Genomic DNA, 12,984 nt, shown 5'->3' on the forward strand with positions numbered 1-12,984 from the left:
TTGGGCTAGTTTTGGTTCAAAAAATAACCCAGACTAAAAATAAATTGCTGGCTCGTTGGCTTAGCCAAAATCACTCCCTGACCCACACCTGTTTCTCCACTGAAACTATCCTCATATTTCAAATCAATGGCAAATTTTTTCCCTAAATTCATACCAAAAGCAATTTGAAAAGATAATACAGGGGAATCAAAATTATCACTAATGTCTATGTTTACCCTATCTTCCAGCAAATTGGTAAGTGTTTTATTATTTGAGAGAAAAAAGGTGGGAACAGGACCAGCAGAAACTCTAAAAGGGCTTAAATCTAAGGCAACTATCAGAGGGACTTCCAATCTGCCATAAATTTGATTTTCTGAAGTCGTATTGATTTCAGCACCATTCATGGATTCCATAATTTTTATTTTTCCACCAGTGGTAGAGTATAATATTTCCGGATTGAACATTAAAGGGATATTAGTAAAACCTATCTGGCTAAATACACCTACATGATACCCTACATAAACACCATCACTGCTTACATTTAGTTTAATTCCATCTTTATCAAGAAACTCAAAAGAATCAAAATCAAGGTTGGAGAAATTTAACCCGGCTCTTGCTCCCCATTTGATATCCTGGGCGTTTCCTACCAGAGAAATGAGGAGAAGTCCAATGAAAGCCAAAGCATAAATTGCAGAGTGAATATTAGGAAAAGGTATTTTGGTAACTGTGGATATTTCCACTTTCCTGGAACCAAATTTTCTAGATGCCATAAATAATTTCACTAATGTAAAGGCCAAAAAATAATTGAATTGTAATCGAAACCGAATCCAATTTAATTAGTTTGTGTAAGATTAAAAAATCTGGATGATTTTATTCATTCTGCATTTCCCTTTCCCTCTCGGCAACATCTTGCGGACGTGTTTTCCATCTTTCATGCATCCATACCCATTGCGTAAGATCCTTTCGAATGAAAGCCTCTAAATTTTCATTAAAAATCTGGGTGTATTTATCAATATCTTTATCTAAATCTCCACTTTTCACAATTTCGATTTCTGGTTTTACTGAAATAAGGTGCTTATCATTTTCTAATCTTCTAATAGCAAATGGCACTACCGCTGCACCGGTTTTTAAGGCAATCAGGGCTGCACCCAGAGGTGTATAAGCCGGAATTCCGAAAAAATCGGCAAAAGTACTTTTTACTCTGGTATCCTGGTCTATCAACATTCCAACTACTTCCCCTCTTTTCAGAGTTTTGATCAGTTTAATGGTGTCTTTTCCCCTGTGAATAAATTCCACTCCCCGGCTTGTCCTCATATTCACCACAAAATCATCAATTCTTTTATTACTCAACTCTGTTCCCACAATACTGGCGGGATATCCCCTCAGAACCATATTTGTAGCCAGCATTTCAAAAGCCCCCATATGGCAGGTCACACATATCACACCTTTTCCTTTGTTAAAGGCATTTTCAAAATGTTCCCATCCTTCAGTTTCTACATATTCCTTCCAGTGTTCCAGGTCCGTAATATGTTGGGTTCTGAGTACATCGGCTCCATTTTTTCCCAGATTTACAAATACTTTTTTGGCGATCTCCAGAATTTCCGCTTCAGACTTTTCTTTTGAAAGTGCAAGGGTCAGGTTTGCAATCGTTTTTTTTCTGGCGTCTTTTACCAGATAATAGGCCAAACCGCCTAATTTTCCACATACCCACAAAACCAGTTTCCTTGGAAATATTCTGGTAAAAAACATTAATCCTTTAAGTCCCTGAAAAAGGAAATAATACTTGATGTCTTTCCGTGTCTTTCTAATTTTTTTTTTCAAGCTTTTAATATTTAGTATTGCTGTTGCCTAAGGATCCCTCAGTAAATTTTGGCAAAAATAATTAAAAATTATTCCTGAGGATAAGGAAAGCATTGTTGAATTTAATTTTTCCAGTCCCATACCTGTCTGTGAATCATCCAGCTTCAAAAATAAAATTGGGAAAATAGTTTTAAACTACTTTCCCAAAGTACTAATGCCCACAATATTTTCAGGGCAAATGGCTCAGAAGTATTCAATTAAAAAACTTATTTCACCTGATTATTCGCCAATTCCTTCGCCCATTGCACTATTATATCACTGATATTCTGATCCCATTTACCTGGGTTTCCGAAGAAAGAATCTGCTGGTTTTTCATGTATGGTATTCCAATGGTCCAGTCCCGGGAACTCATAAAGTTCGGCTTGTTGGTTTCCATTTCTGGCCAAAACTTCCATAATCATCTGGTTATCGAAAGAAGACATAATCCAGTCATTTGTTCCCCTCATTATTTTTACAGGCACTTTCAACTTTTCCCATTCCCCGGCCAGGTTGAAATCCTGTAATTGCTGATAATAGGAAAGAGGCCTTCCATACATGTGGTTTAATCCGTGGTAATTATATTGGGCAATGGCCGGGTTTTCCTGTATAATTTCTTCATAAGATTTTTTCCCGATCAGCATCCCGTAGTAAAGAGGAATAAAAGCCGTATTCATTTTTTCTACGATTTCAGCCTCAGAATCTCCCTGCATTTGTCTGATTCTCCGTTCAATTTCCAGCATATGCTCAAACCAGGTTTTAAAAAAGGTCCCATCAGAAATCACACCAGCCAATCCATATTCATTGGCAAATAACGGGGCCAGGGCACTTCCCATACTCGAACCATACACAATAATCCTGTTTGTATCCACAAAATTCAGGGATTTTAAATGAGCTATGGCCGCATGATATCCGGCCTTTTCGGTGTGAAAATCTGTAGAAGCGCAATCCCCATCACTATCTCCAACTCCGGGTTTTTCTATCCTTAGCACTACCATACCCGATTTTTCCACAATATCATTGATTACTTTTCCCCAGTTTGAATTTCTTCCGGGATATAACTCAATACTGGAGCAACTTAATCCGGAAAGAAAAAATATAGCTGGTTGTTTATCACTTTGGCCTTTGGGTTTTGTGATAATTACTCGCTGGGTAATACCATAATCACTGGTCAGTTGGGTATAAATTGTTTCAATGTTTTCATGGCTTTCTTTTGCCATTCCGGGGAAAATTATAGTTTTCGAAAATGTGGTTATGCCTCTTTTTACCAATATTTCTACTGGCTTGCCGGCTCTTAACCCATAAGTAATGGTCCACCAGCTTTCAGAGGAATTAGCTAAAATATCATCAACTTTCAGGATGATATCTCCGGATTGAATTCCATTTTTATGCAATGGTGAGTTTTTTTCTATACTATTTACCAGTGCCCCGGGAGTTGGAAAGGAAGGTTCTGCAATCTTTGCCTGCCAGGAAGCTCTTCTGCCCAAATCCTGCGCACTTATAGGATTGAAAACCAAAAGCATAAGGATCGAAAAATTGATCAGGATTATTTTTTTCATAAACGTTTTTTTGATCCAATTTTAAAGGAAATCTTCCTGGGAATTTGGAGATTTATATGAAATACCCCTTTATTTATACCAAATAGCGGGATTTTATGACTTGTGAAAATTCTTAATTTTGGATTCGACTAATGGGTTATTAAACCTGAAAATTTAAACTCAACTGGAAATCAAATTTATCCCAAATGAAAAGCTACTATTTATTTGGCTCCAGAATACTGACTCATGTGTTGTTTTGGGTAAGTTACTTTCTATTGTTTGGATTTATCTGGGCAAATGAAAACAATTATTTCCAATCGTATTTTCTCGAATTTATCCTCCTGCCAATCCGGATTGGAGCAGTTTATATCACCATTTATGTACTTCTTCCCAAGAATTTACTTCCAAAAAAATACATTTCTTTTGGCTGGCAGTATTTATTGCTATTGTTAATTTCCGGAGTTCTGCAAAGGGTATTCATTTACTTTTTTTATGAAACCATACTTCAACTTCCCCACAGCCCTTTGTTCGACCTGAATGGTATTTTGAGAGCTATTATTTTGGTGAATTCTACCGTAATTTTTGTAGGAGCTGCAAAAATTCTGGAGTTGTTTCATCAGGAAAGGGAATTAAACCAGAACCTGAAAAAACCAGATCAGATAATTGACATTAAGGCGGATAAAAGGATTTTCAGGATCTCAACAGATGAGATACAGTACCTTGAAGGACTGGGTAATTATGTGACTTATCAACTGACAGGTGATCAAAAACTGATTGCCTATACCAGCTTGAAAGAGGCCTTAAAAAATCTGCCCGCGCATTTTTTGAGAATTCATAAATCCTACATTATCAATAAAAACCACATCAGGTCTTACAACAATGAAAATGTAGAAATTGCCGGGAAACTTTTGCCTATTGGTAAGGCAGTTCAAATTGAGTTTGAGGACTAGAAATTTAATGTGCGGTGTCACAATTTTGGAATCAATTTCTCTAAAATATTGTAGATAAATTAGCCAATCATAACAACCAGTCTCACTTCCAGTTATTTTTATAGCCAGCAAGTTTTTTACCTACTCAGGACATTCTTAAATACCCTATTTTTTTGATTATTTAAATTACGCCACCAACATGAAAATACTTTTATTCCTTTGTGCTTTGGCAGGTTCATTTTTTTTATTTAATTCCTGTGAGCCGGTTTATGAATTACCGCCACAACTTGCACCGGTAAAACCTCCAAACCCCCAAGTTAAAACCCTGTGGATGAATGATTTGTACACTTCTAATTCTGATAATTGGGAGATACTGGAAGGCCCTGGATATAACACTGTTTTCGATTCCAAAAGACATCAGAATGCCAAAGAGATCGTGTTTCATACTGTAATTAGAACAAACAAAATTATGAATGCCTGTGAAGTAGCGCTTTACAATCATACAGAGGGAAAGTTTGTGAAAAACTCAAACATTATCACCGATAAAAACAGCATCACTGTGCAAAATAGATTTTCTGAAAACCTGATTAATTCATTTCCAAAAAATAAAGAAATAAAAATCGGTCTGGCCATTCGCAGCGAGAATGAAGGCGAAAATGTAAGTGTAACAGGCAGCTTTTTGGAAATTCGATACAATTAATGCTTTTGGTAACTCCTGGAAACTTCCCTTTTAACTTGAAATATAAAGCAATTGCTGAAATTCATGGAAAAGGATATTTTTTGCGCATTTAATAGAAATATTGATTTATTTCTAATTTTACTTCCCCTCTCAAAAAAATTAATGGTTTGAAAAGTATATTCTTTCTCAAATCATTAAATTAGAGCATTTTACAGATTTCAAAAATCTAACGTCCTAATAATTAAACAAATGAAACAAACGATTTTTTGTACCTTATTCTACCTCCTTTCTTTAGGCTTTTTTTCTTGCCAGCCAAAACAAGAAGAAGATAAAACTGTGGAGGTACCCGAAGAAATTAAGAGTAATCTCACTGTAAATACCTCCTTTTTCGGAACACTTCCATCTGGGGATACAGCCACCTTATTTACCATTAAAAACCAGGACAATATGGAAGTGAAAATTACCAATTATGGTGGAATTATCACTTCTGTTTTAGTTCCGGATAAAGATGGGAAAATGGAAGACGTTGTTTTAGGTTATGACAACCTTGAAGGCTATCTGAAAAGCTCACCCTACTTTGGGGCTATTGTCGGGCGATATGGAAACAGAATTGCCAATGGAAAATTCATGCTGGATGGTAAGGAATATCCATTGGCTGTGAACAATGGGAAAAATCATTTACATGGAGGATTAGTAGGTTTTGACAAGGTGATATGGGAAACCGAAATTGAAAAAAAGGAAAATTCGGTAGCCTTGAAAATGAAATACCTGAGTAAAGACATGGAAGAAGGATACCCTGGAAATCTTAATGTGGAAGTTATTTACACCATTGACAATGAAAATGCGATTGCCATTGATTATATAGCTACCACAGATAAAACCACTCATGTTAATCTCACAAATCACACCTATTTTAACTTAACAGGAGATGTAAAAAGAGATATTCTTGATCACTCCCTTATGCTGAAAGCAGATCATTATTTACCAGTAGATGAAGGACTTATCCCAACCGGAGAGTTAAGAAATGTGGAAGGAACTCCATTCAATTTCAAAGACTTTCAAAAAATTGGTGAGGAAATTAATGCCAGTAATGAGCAAATTAAACTTGGAGGCGGTTATGATCATTGCTGGGTTTTCAATCGTCAGACTCCTAATGACCTGGAAATTTTGGGTGAATTAAAGGAGCCGACCAGTGGAAGGGTAATGCAGCTTTTCACCACAGAGCCTGCTGTACAATTTTATACTGGAAATTTTCTCGATGGAAAAATTACCGGAAAAATGGACAAGGTCTATAACCAAAGATTTGCCTTATGTCTGGAAACACAACATTTTCCTGATTCTCCCAATCACCCAGATTTTCCATCTACTGTTTTAAAACCTGGAGAAAAATATGAATCTTCTACGGTTTATAAGTTCTCAGTTGAAAAAGAAGTAGGAAATTAAAGCTAAGCCTTATTTATTTTATCGGGACGAAAGCAATGTTTTTGTAAATAGTTTTATGGCTGGTTTTTGATTTTCAATAGAATCCAGTTTGATGAGTTGTCCATTTTCATCTGTTACAAGTACTTCTTTTTCAGATTTCTGAAAAGCAAAATGGAAAATATTAATTAATGCAATAAGCCCGAAAAATAAAAGCATGTGTTTTTTCATAGCTAAAAAGTTTTTTGGTTAGAGGTATGTTTTAAGCAATTCCCGGTTGGCAATTAAATTCCAACCGGGAAATTACCTATTTTGGTTTATTTGATCATTAATCAAGGTCAGATGATTCCTTACGGTAAAAATTTAATACCAAAAAATAAAATTATATTAATGAGCTGGTTTACAATGGTTTAACAAAAAAGAAGGAATTAAGTCCCCGGGCAAAGTGTGGATTAACTGGGGAATTTTATCCCCAAAAATGGATTTTAGGACTAAAACTGAATTTCCTGCCGAAGAAAACTTATAAAACAATCGAAATAGGAGGGAAAAGTACGGTCTTTTAACCGCGCCACATACCATTTCCGATGAAGACCTTCAGGAGAAACTTTAATGGCCTGTACACTATTTTGGGCTAAATAGGATTTAATGGCCCATTTGGCCAGTACGGCAATTCCCATTTCTGCCTTTATCATCTCAATAGTTGCTTCTGTCAAAGGAATGATGGTAATCTTCTCAGGAGTGATGTTGTTGACAGAAAGCACTTTTTGATAAACTGTTACGCTTTCCAGAGGCAAAGAGTGGATAATAAGATTGACATCACAAAAATCTTCTGCGGTTACATAATCCAGATCTGTCCAGGGATGATTTTCCCCAACAACAGCCATCAATTCATCACAAAAAAGATCGATATATTCAATTTTGTCATTTTCTACTTTATCACTGGTAATGGCCAAATCCAATTTTCCATTCAACAGATTTTCCATTGGATGATGCGTAAATTCAAACATCACTTTCACCTCGATACTGGGAAAGTCATGATTAAACCGCTTTAGCAAAGGTGGTAACCAATGGTAGCAGGTATAGCATTCAGTACTCACCGAAAGGCTTCCTTTTTCTCCGCTGGTAAGGGCTTTCACTTCAGATTTTGCCTTTTTTAATTCACTTAAAATAACCCTGGATGCTTCCAGCATTTTTTCTCCTGCCGGTGTCAATACAAGTTTTTTATTAATTCTATAGAAAATTGGTGTTCCCAGCTGTGATTCCGCCTCTTTCAATTGATGGCTAATTGCACTTTGGGTTAAGTGTAATTTTTCCGTAGCATTGGTAATGCCTCCTTCTTCTACCACCGCTTTTATGAGTTTTAAATGCCTGATTTCCATAAATTTTTATTTGGATTTTCCCGGAAAACTAAATCTGGTTAATCTTCACAATTGCCAAAATAACAACGGGATTTAAATTATCATCCATTTTTTGTCATGAAATTATCTCATGATGGTGATGAAAACTTTTCGTTTTACATGAAGCCAAAAATCCTGTATTCTTGTAAAAAATCCCTATACTCATGGAAAATCAAAAATACCCAATAGGACAATATCAATATCCAGGTGGATATAATGATCAGGAAAGGAAAGCACTGATTGCTGAAATTGAAGACACTCCAAAAAAATTATATGAAGCCGTAGCCGGATTATCTGAAAAACAACTGGATACTCCCTATCGGATTGGAGGCTGGAGTGTACGTCAGGTGGTGCATCACCTGCCTGATAGCCATCTCAATAGTTTCGCAAGGTTTAAGCTTGCACTTACGGAAGACTGCCCTCAAATTAAAGCATACAATGAAGCGGCCTGGGCTACGCTTTGTGACTATAAGGAAACCCCATTAGAAACTTCCCTTAAATTACTGGAATGTCTACATCAAAGGTGGGTTATTTTACTGCGTTCTCTACAAGAAGATGATTTCAAAAAAAGGTTCTATCATCCGGAAAATGGCACTGTTAGCCTGGACTATAACCTTGGATTATATGCCTGGCACGGAAAACATCATATTGCCCATATTACTTCCCTTAGGGAAAGAATGAAATGGTAAATAGAAAAAATTGCTATAACATCTCTTGTAAGGCTTGGAAGATACCTATAGATTAATTGCTTTTGCTAAATTACAGGGGAATAAAAATAGAACAATATTACAGGATATTTGTAAAGTCACCTGATTTAAAATTTGCCATAATAACGGCAATTTTATATTTTTAACTGTTTTTGTAATCAGTACTGATTTTCAAAAATGAATTCTCAATTTGCATGATAAAGTTGGCGCTTGATAATGCAATCGAGATAATCGCACTCTATTAAGCCGGATAGTATTTTACTTCCGGCTTTCTTTGTATAGCGGAAGTCTTCCTTTACAAAAATTTATTTCAGATGTAAAACCTTGGGGAGACACTTTGCTTTCAGGTCCGGTTCAGCTACTAAAAGAATGTTCTTCACCAGAAATAATAAATGTCCCTTATTGCTTTTGAAACATTTATGGGTAAGAACCAGGGAATAAAATAAAATTCAACAAAATCAGGAGCAACACCTTTGTCCGCTATCCTTAAATTCTTTAATAGTCATGCCATAAGAATTTTTGAAGGTCCGGGCCAGATGGCTACTATCAGTGAAATTTAATTCAAAGGCAATTTCCTTTAAAGTCAGATCGGTATGTAGCACTTTTGTTTCCACCAGTTTTAACTTCGATTTTGTAATATATTCATTCAAATTCATCCCGGCCTGCTTTTTAAAATATTCTGAAAAATAAGTAGGGGAAATCCCAAATTTCTCTGAAAGCACAGGGATTCTGAGATTATCAGTATTACTAATATGTGTATTGATGAAGCGTAAAACCTCTCCAAATCTTCTTTCTGATTCATTCCCCTGATCAACATATCTTTTTTCAATACTTCTGGCTAAAATATTCAGAATACTGGCTATTGCTCCTGTTATAATAGCATCTGAATAAGAATCCCCATGAAGATATTCCTGATAAATAGACTTAATAGTTTGTATAATATATGACCTTTCCCGATCTGAACTGATTATATCTCCTGGGACCTTATTGTAATTCGCCAGTATGTAGGCCATTCGATCAAACCATTCCTTGTAGTCTGCAAGCTTATGGTTATTCAAAAAGTAATGATCGGTAAATCGAATAAAATAAAATCTGGAGAACTCCTTAATTTTAAATGAATGGCAATCCAGTGGGGGGAGTAAAAAAATATTTCCTGCTTCATAATCAAATTCATGCTGGTTAATGCACTGATGCCCTCTTCCCTCATCCACATAAACGATCTCAAAGAAATTGTGCTTATGGGGTCTTTTTTTCCACTCAGTTATCTCTTCTACATGAATCTCGAAAATTTTTTGGGCTTCCTCTGTAATCATTGTAAGAATATTGGTTTTAGATGACAATTATAGGATAATTTCCCTAAAAAATGCCAATATTTTATTCCAAATTTTATGATCACAGACCACAATCCTGTTTGCATACCATAAAAACCGAAAGTGATACAACTGAATATTAAAGTTTGACACCGATCTTTGACATAATAATCAAACAAGTAATTTAACAAAGCAATTAATAATAATGAAAGCAATAGGGTTTAAACAATCATTACCAATTAATGAAGCAAACAGTTTCATTGAATTTGAAACAGAGAAACCAACCCCAGATGGTTATGATCTGCTAATAAAGATTTCTGCAATTTCAGTTAACCCGGTCGATTATAAAATAAGACTGAATTCGGCTAAAGATCAAACTTTAGAAGTTCCTAAAATTATAGGTTGGGATGCAGTGGGAACAGTAGAGGCTGTAGGGGAAAAAACATCCCGATTCAAAGTTGGGGACGAGATTTACTATGCTGGGGATATCACCAGAAGTGGCAGCAATGCAGAGTTTCAGTTGGTAGATGAACGCATTGTGGGCTTTAAGCCAAAAAATTTAACTGATGCGGAAGCAGCAGCCATACCACTTACCGGACTGACTGCTTATGAATCTCTCTTTGACCGGATAAAGATTGATCCTGAAAAGGATAAAGGGAAATCAGTACTTATACTTGCAGGTGCCGGTGGTGTAGGATCTATAGGCATTCAGTTAGCTAAAAAATTGGCTAAACTTACCGTGATAGCAACCGCCTCCCGCCAGGAAACAATCGATTGGTGTTTGGAAATGGGAGCTGACCATGTAATCAACCATAGAGAAAACCTGCAATCAGAATTGGAGCGAATTGGCTATCCGCAGGTAGATTATATCCTGGACTTTGTAGATTTAGAAGGATATTGGGATAGCATTGCTGAAATTATAAAACCCCAGGGCCATATTGTTTCAATTACTGCCAGTAGTAAACCACTAAACCTGGATATTCTTAAAAGTAAAAGTGTTTCCTTTAGCTGGGAATTGATGTATACCCGATCTATGTACCATACAGAAGATATTGACCAGCAACACAAGATTTTAAATCATGTAGCGCAATTGCTGGAAGAAGGAACATTAAAGTCTACCCTGACAACTACCCTGAAAGGATTATCAGCAGACAACCTCAAAAAAGCCCATGAGATGCAGGAATCAGGAAAAACCATTGGTAAGACTGTCATACAATTTTAGTAGTGACTACCTATTTCTTAAAAACTTATATCCTTCTCTCAGCTTTGAAAATCATATTTATTGAATTCAGAAATGGCCTGTTAGGTAAGTCCTCATTAAATGATTTAAGCTAAAATAAACTGGGTTTAAACTTTTGAATTTTCATGGTAAAATAGGCTTCTTCTAATTTGAGAAGCCTATTTATTTCCCCTCTATAAAGATGAAAGATTTTAAAAAAATAAATAAGGGATTTAATCGCGTTTTCAGGCCGGGAAAGCTCAGTGTGGGCATTGTCATCCCTATTGAAAATTATGAAAGTGGGCCCATCCCAGGAATGAAAGATCACCTGGAAAAAGTCAAACTTGTGGAAGAACTTGGGTTTAAAGCTCTTTGGGTTCGGGATATCCCTTTTAATGTTCCTTCCTTTGGAGATGCTGGGCAAATGTTTGATCCTTTTACTTACCTCGGGTTTCTTTCAGCTCATACTTCTGAGATTGCTTTGGGCATTTCCAGTATTGCTTTACCCCTTCATCATCCACTTCATATAGCTAAATCAGCTACCAGCATAGATCAACTTTCTGAGGGTAGAATGATTTTGGGGGTGGCCTCAGGAGACAGACCTGACGAATATCCGGCTATGGGCATCGAATTTGAAAAACGTGAGGAATTATTTCGTGATGCATTTGACTATATCCGAAATATACAGGGAAATTTTCCCATCGGTGGAAATACAAATTATGGCAACCTGAATGGCAATATGGATATGTTGCCAAAACCTTATGGTAATAAAATTCCTTTATTGATCACAGGGAGTAGCAGACAAACACTGGAATGGAATGCCAAAAATGCAGACGGATGGATGAATTATCCCAGAAATTTATATCAACAATATAACAACATCCTTCAATGGCGGGAATTGATTTCCAGAGACTTTGAATACGATAAACCATTTATGCAACCTTTGTATGTAATTCTGGAAGAAAATGATGACGCCAAACCTCAGGCCATACCACTGGGTTTCAGAATTGGGCCAAAGTATTTGCTGGATTATTTTCAACAATTGGAAGAAATTGGAGTCAACCATGTAGCGATCAATCTTAGGTTTAACTCCATGCCTATGGAAGCAACACTCCAAAAAATTGCGAATAAAGTTTTGAATCAAATCCACCAAACAGAAAAAGAAATTCAATTATGAAAAAAATACTAGTCACTGGAAGCACAGATGGTATAGGAAAATTAGTGGCAATAAAACTTGCTAAAGATGGCCACCAAATATATCTGCATGGCAGAAACCAAGAGAAATTAACCAAGGCAATTGAGGAAGCCAAATTTGACTCAGGAAATGAAAATGTATCAGGTTTTGTTGCTGATTTCTCTGACTTATCTGCGGTAAAAAGCATGAGTGATGAGGTGAAAAATGACCTGGAATCATTGGACATCCTGATTAATAATGCTGGGGTATATAATAGTTCTGTTCCTCAAAATGAAGATGAATTAGATACGCGCTTTGTCGTAAACTATCTGGCCTCGTATCTATTGACAAAGGAATTATTGACCCTACTTAGATACGGAAATGATGCACGGGTAATTAATCTGGCATCTGCTGCTCAGGCTCCCGTTGATCTTGAAGTATTAATGGGAAGAAGAAAAGCATCTGAACCAGATACTTATGCACAAAGTAAGCTGGCGTTAATTATGTGGAGTTTTCAATTGGCAGAAAACGAAAAAGATTTAAATGTGATAGCCGTAAATCCTGGTTCCCTATTACATACAAAAATGGCTTTGGAGGCCTTTGGTAGTTTTTGGTCACCTGCAGAAAAAGGTGCTGATATTTTGTACGCCCTGGCAATTTCCGAAAAATATAAAAGTGTGTCTGGAAAGTATTTTAACAATGATAGTGGTAACTTTGCCCAGGCACATCCTGATGCTTATGACAATCTGAAAATTGGTAAGCTCATGAAAGTTACAAATGAAATTTTAGAAAGATAA

At 36.2% G+C, this 12,984-nt stretch carries 13 protein-coding genes; 7 read left to right on the forward strand and 6 right to left on the reverse strand.

Annotated elements, in window-relative coordinates:
- Positions 1 to 5: 5 nt before the first annotated feature.
- The 3 genes from A3EM_RS0108235 to A3EM_RS0108250 form a co-directional block, all read right to left on the reverse strand.
- On the reverse strand, positions 6 to 749 hold the full coding sequence (locus A3EM_RS0108235) for an outer membrane beta-barrel protein (RefSeq protein ID WP_020527717.1): 744 nt from the start codon (positions 747 to 749) through the stop codon (positions 6 to 8).
- Between the two features lie 100 nt (positions 750 to 849).
- Positions 850 to 1,800 carry a lysophospholipid acyltransferase family protein gene (locus A3EM_RS41860; protein ID WP_044237771.1) on the reverse strand — a complete coding sequence of 317 codons (951 nt, stop codon included), beginning with the start codon at positions 1,798 to 1,800 and terminating at the stop codon, positions 850 to 852.
- 245 nt (positions 1,801 to 2,045) lie between these two features.
- Entirely contained in the window at positions 2,046 to 3,374 is a 1,329-nt protein-coding gene (locus A3EM_RS0108250) for a PDZ domain-containing protein (RefSeq protein ID WP_020527720.1), read from the reverse strand.
- 185 nt (positions 3,375 to 3,559) lie between these two features.
- Between A3EM_RS0108250 and A3EM_RS45635 the strand changes: the two genes are divergently transcribed.
- The 3 genes from A3EM_RS45635 to A3EM_RS0108270 all read left to right on the forward strand — a co-directional run bounded on the left by A3EM_RS45635 (position 3,560) and on the right by A3EM_RS0108270 (position 6,404).
- Complete coding sequence (locus A3EM_RS45635; protein WP_020527721.1) at positions 3,560 to 4,303, forward strand: LytR/AlgR family response regulator transcription factor; 744 nt, start codon at positions 3,560 to 3,562, stop codon at positions 4,301 to 4,303.
- Between the two features lie 178 nt (positions 4,304 to 4,481).
- Entirely contained in the window at positions 4,482 to 4,982 is a 501-nt protein-coding gene (locus A3EM_RS0108260) for a hypothetical protein (protein ID WP_020527722.1), read from the forward strand.
- A 228-nt stretch (positions 4,983 to 5,210) separates the two neighbouring features.
- On the forward strand, positions 5,211 to 6,404 hold the full coding sequence (locus tag A3EM_RS0108270) for an aldose epimerase family protein (protein ID WP_020527724.1): 1,194 nt from the start codon (positions 5,211 to 5,213) through the stop codon (positions 6,402 to 6,404).
- An 18-nt stretch (positions 6,405 to 6,422) separates the two neighbouring features.
- Here the strand turns inward: A3EM_RS0108270 and A3EM_RS0108275 are convergent, their stop codons facing one another.
- The gene (locus tag A3EM_RS0108275) at positions 6,423 to 6,611 is read right to left on the reverse strand and encodes a hypothetical protein (protein WP_020527725.1); all 189 of its coding nucleotides are present in this window, start codon (positions 6,609 to 6,611) and stop codon (positions 6,423 to 6,425) included.
- A 260-nt stretch (positions 6,612 to 6,871) separates the two neighbouring features.
- The gene (locus A3EM_RS0108280; protein WP_020527726.1) at positions 6,872 to 7,759 is read right to left on the reverse strand and encodes a LysR family transcriptional regulator; all 888 of its coding nucleotides are present in this window, start codon (positions 7,757 to 7,759) and stop codon (positions 6,872 to 6,874) included.
- 182 nt (positions 7,760 to 7,941) lie between these two features.
- Between A3EM_RS0108280 and A3EM_RS0108285 the strand changes: the two genes are divergently transcribed.
- Positions 7,942 to 8,466, forward strand: coding sequence for a YfiT family bacillithiol transferase (locus A3EM_RS0108285; RefSeq protein WP_020527727.1), 525 nt, complete (start codon positions 7,942 to 7,944; stop codon positions 8,464 to 8,466).
- Between the two features lie 476 nt (positions 8,467 to 8,942).
- On the opposite strand, the gene A3EM_RS0108290 is transcribed toward A3EM_RS0108285, so the two are convergent.
- Complete coding sequence (locus A3EM_RS0108290) at positions 8,943 to 9,797, reverse strand: AraC family transcriptional regulator (protein ID WP_020527728.1); 855 nt, start codon at positions 9,795 to 9,797, stop codon at positions 8,943 to 8,945.
- Between the two features lie 202 nt (positions 9,798 to 9,999).
- On the opposite strand from A3EM_RS0108290, the gene A3EM_RS0108295 reads away from it, so the two are divergent.
- The 3 genes from A3EM_RS0108295 (at position 10,000) to A3EM_RS0108305 (ending at position 12,984) form a co-directional block, all read left to right on the forward strand.
- Positions 10,000 to 11,016, forward strand: a complete 1,017-nt coding sequence (locus A3EM_RS0108295) for a zinc-binding alcohol dehydrogenase family protein (RefSeq protein WP_020527729.1) — start codon at positions 10,000 to 10,002, stop codon at positions 11,014 to 11,016.
- A gap of 199 nt (positions 11,017 to 11,215) precedes the next feature.
- Positions 11,216 to 12,190, forward strand: coding sequence for an LLM class oxidoreductase (locus tag A3EM_RS0108300; protein ID WP_020527730.1), 975 nt, complete (start codon positions 11,216 to 11,218; stop codon positions 12,188 to 12,190).
- Positions 12,187 to 12,984, forward strand: a complete 798-nt coding sequence (locus tag A3EM_RS0108305) for an SDR family NAD(P)-dependent oxidoreductase (RefSeq protein ID WP_020527731.1) — start codon at positions 12,187 to 12,189, stop codon at positions 12,982 to 12,984. The genes A3EM_RS0108300 and A3EM_RS0108305 overlap by 4 nt, the downstream gene beginning before the upstream one ends.

Source organism: Flexithrix dorotheae DSM 6795, from assembly GCF_000379765.1.
GTDB classification, from domain to species: domain Bacteria; phylum Bacteroidota; class Bacteroidia; order Cytophagales; family Flammeovirgaceae; genus Flexithrix; species Flexithrix dorotheae.

Excerpts from the sequence above, each read along its gene's own strand:
- A3EM_RS0108300 (WP_020527730.1), top strand. The coding sequence starts at position 11,216 with ATGAAAGATTTTAAAAAAATAAATAAGGGATTTAATCGCGTTTTCAGG.
- A3EM_RS0108280 (WP_020527726.1), bottom strand. The coding sequence starts at position 7,759 with ATGGAAATCAGGCATTTAAAACTCATAAAAGCGGTGGTAGAAGAAGGA.
- A3EM_RS0108285 (WP_020527727.1), top strand. The coding sequence starts at position 7,942 with ATGGAAAATCAAAAATACCCAATAGGACAATATCAATATCCAGGTGGA.
- A3EM_RS0108295 (WP_020527729.1), top strand. The coding sequence starts at position 10,000 with ATGAAAGCAATAGGGTTTAAACAATCATTACCAATTAATGAAGCAAAC.
- A3EM_RS0108250 (WP_020527720.1), bottom strand. The coding sequence starts at position 3,374 with ATGAAAAAAATAATCCTGATCAATTTTTCGATCCTTATGCTTTTGGTT.
- A3EM_RS0108305 (WP_020527731.1), top strand. The coding sequence starts at position 12,187 with ATGAAAAAAATACTAGTCACTGGAAGCACAGATGGTATAGGAAAATTA.
- A3EM_RS0108270 (WP_020527724.1), top strand. The coding sequence starts at position 5,211 with ATGAAACAAACGATTTTTTGTACCTTATTCTACCTCCTTTCTTTAGGC.
- A3EM_RS45635 (WP_020527721.1), top strand. The coding sequence starts at position 3,560 with ATGAAAAGCTACTATTTATTTGGCTCCAGAATACTGACTCATGTGTTG.
- A3EM_RS0108275 (WP_020527725.1), bottom strand. The coding sequence starts at position 6,611 with ATGAAAAAACACATGCTTTTATTTTTCGGGCTTATTGCATTAATTAAT.
- A3EM_RS0108235 (WP_020527717.1), bottom strand. The coding sequence starts at position 749 with ATGGCATCTAGAAAATTTGGTTCCAGGAAAGTGGAAATATCCACAGTT.
- A3EM_RS0108290 (WP_020527728.1), bottom strand. The coding sequence starts at position 9,797 with ATGATTACAGAGGAAGCCCAAAAAATTTTCGAGATTCATGTAGAAGAG.
- A3EM_RS0108260 (WP_020527722.1), top strand. The coding sequence starts at position 4,482 with ATGAAAATACTTTTATTCCTTTGTGCTTTGGCAGGTTCATTTTTTTTA.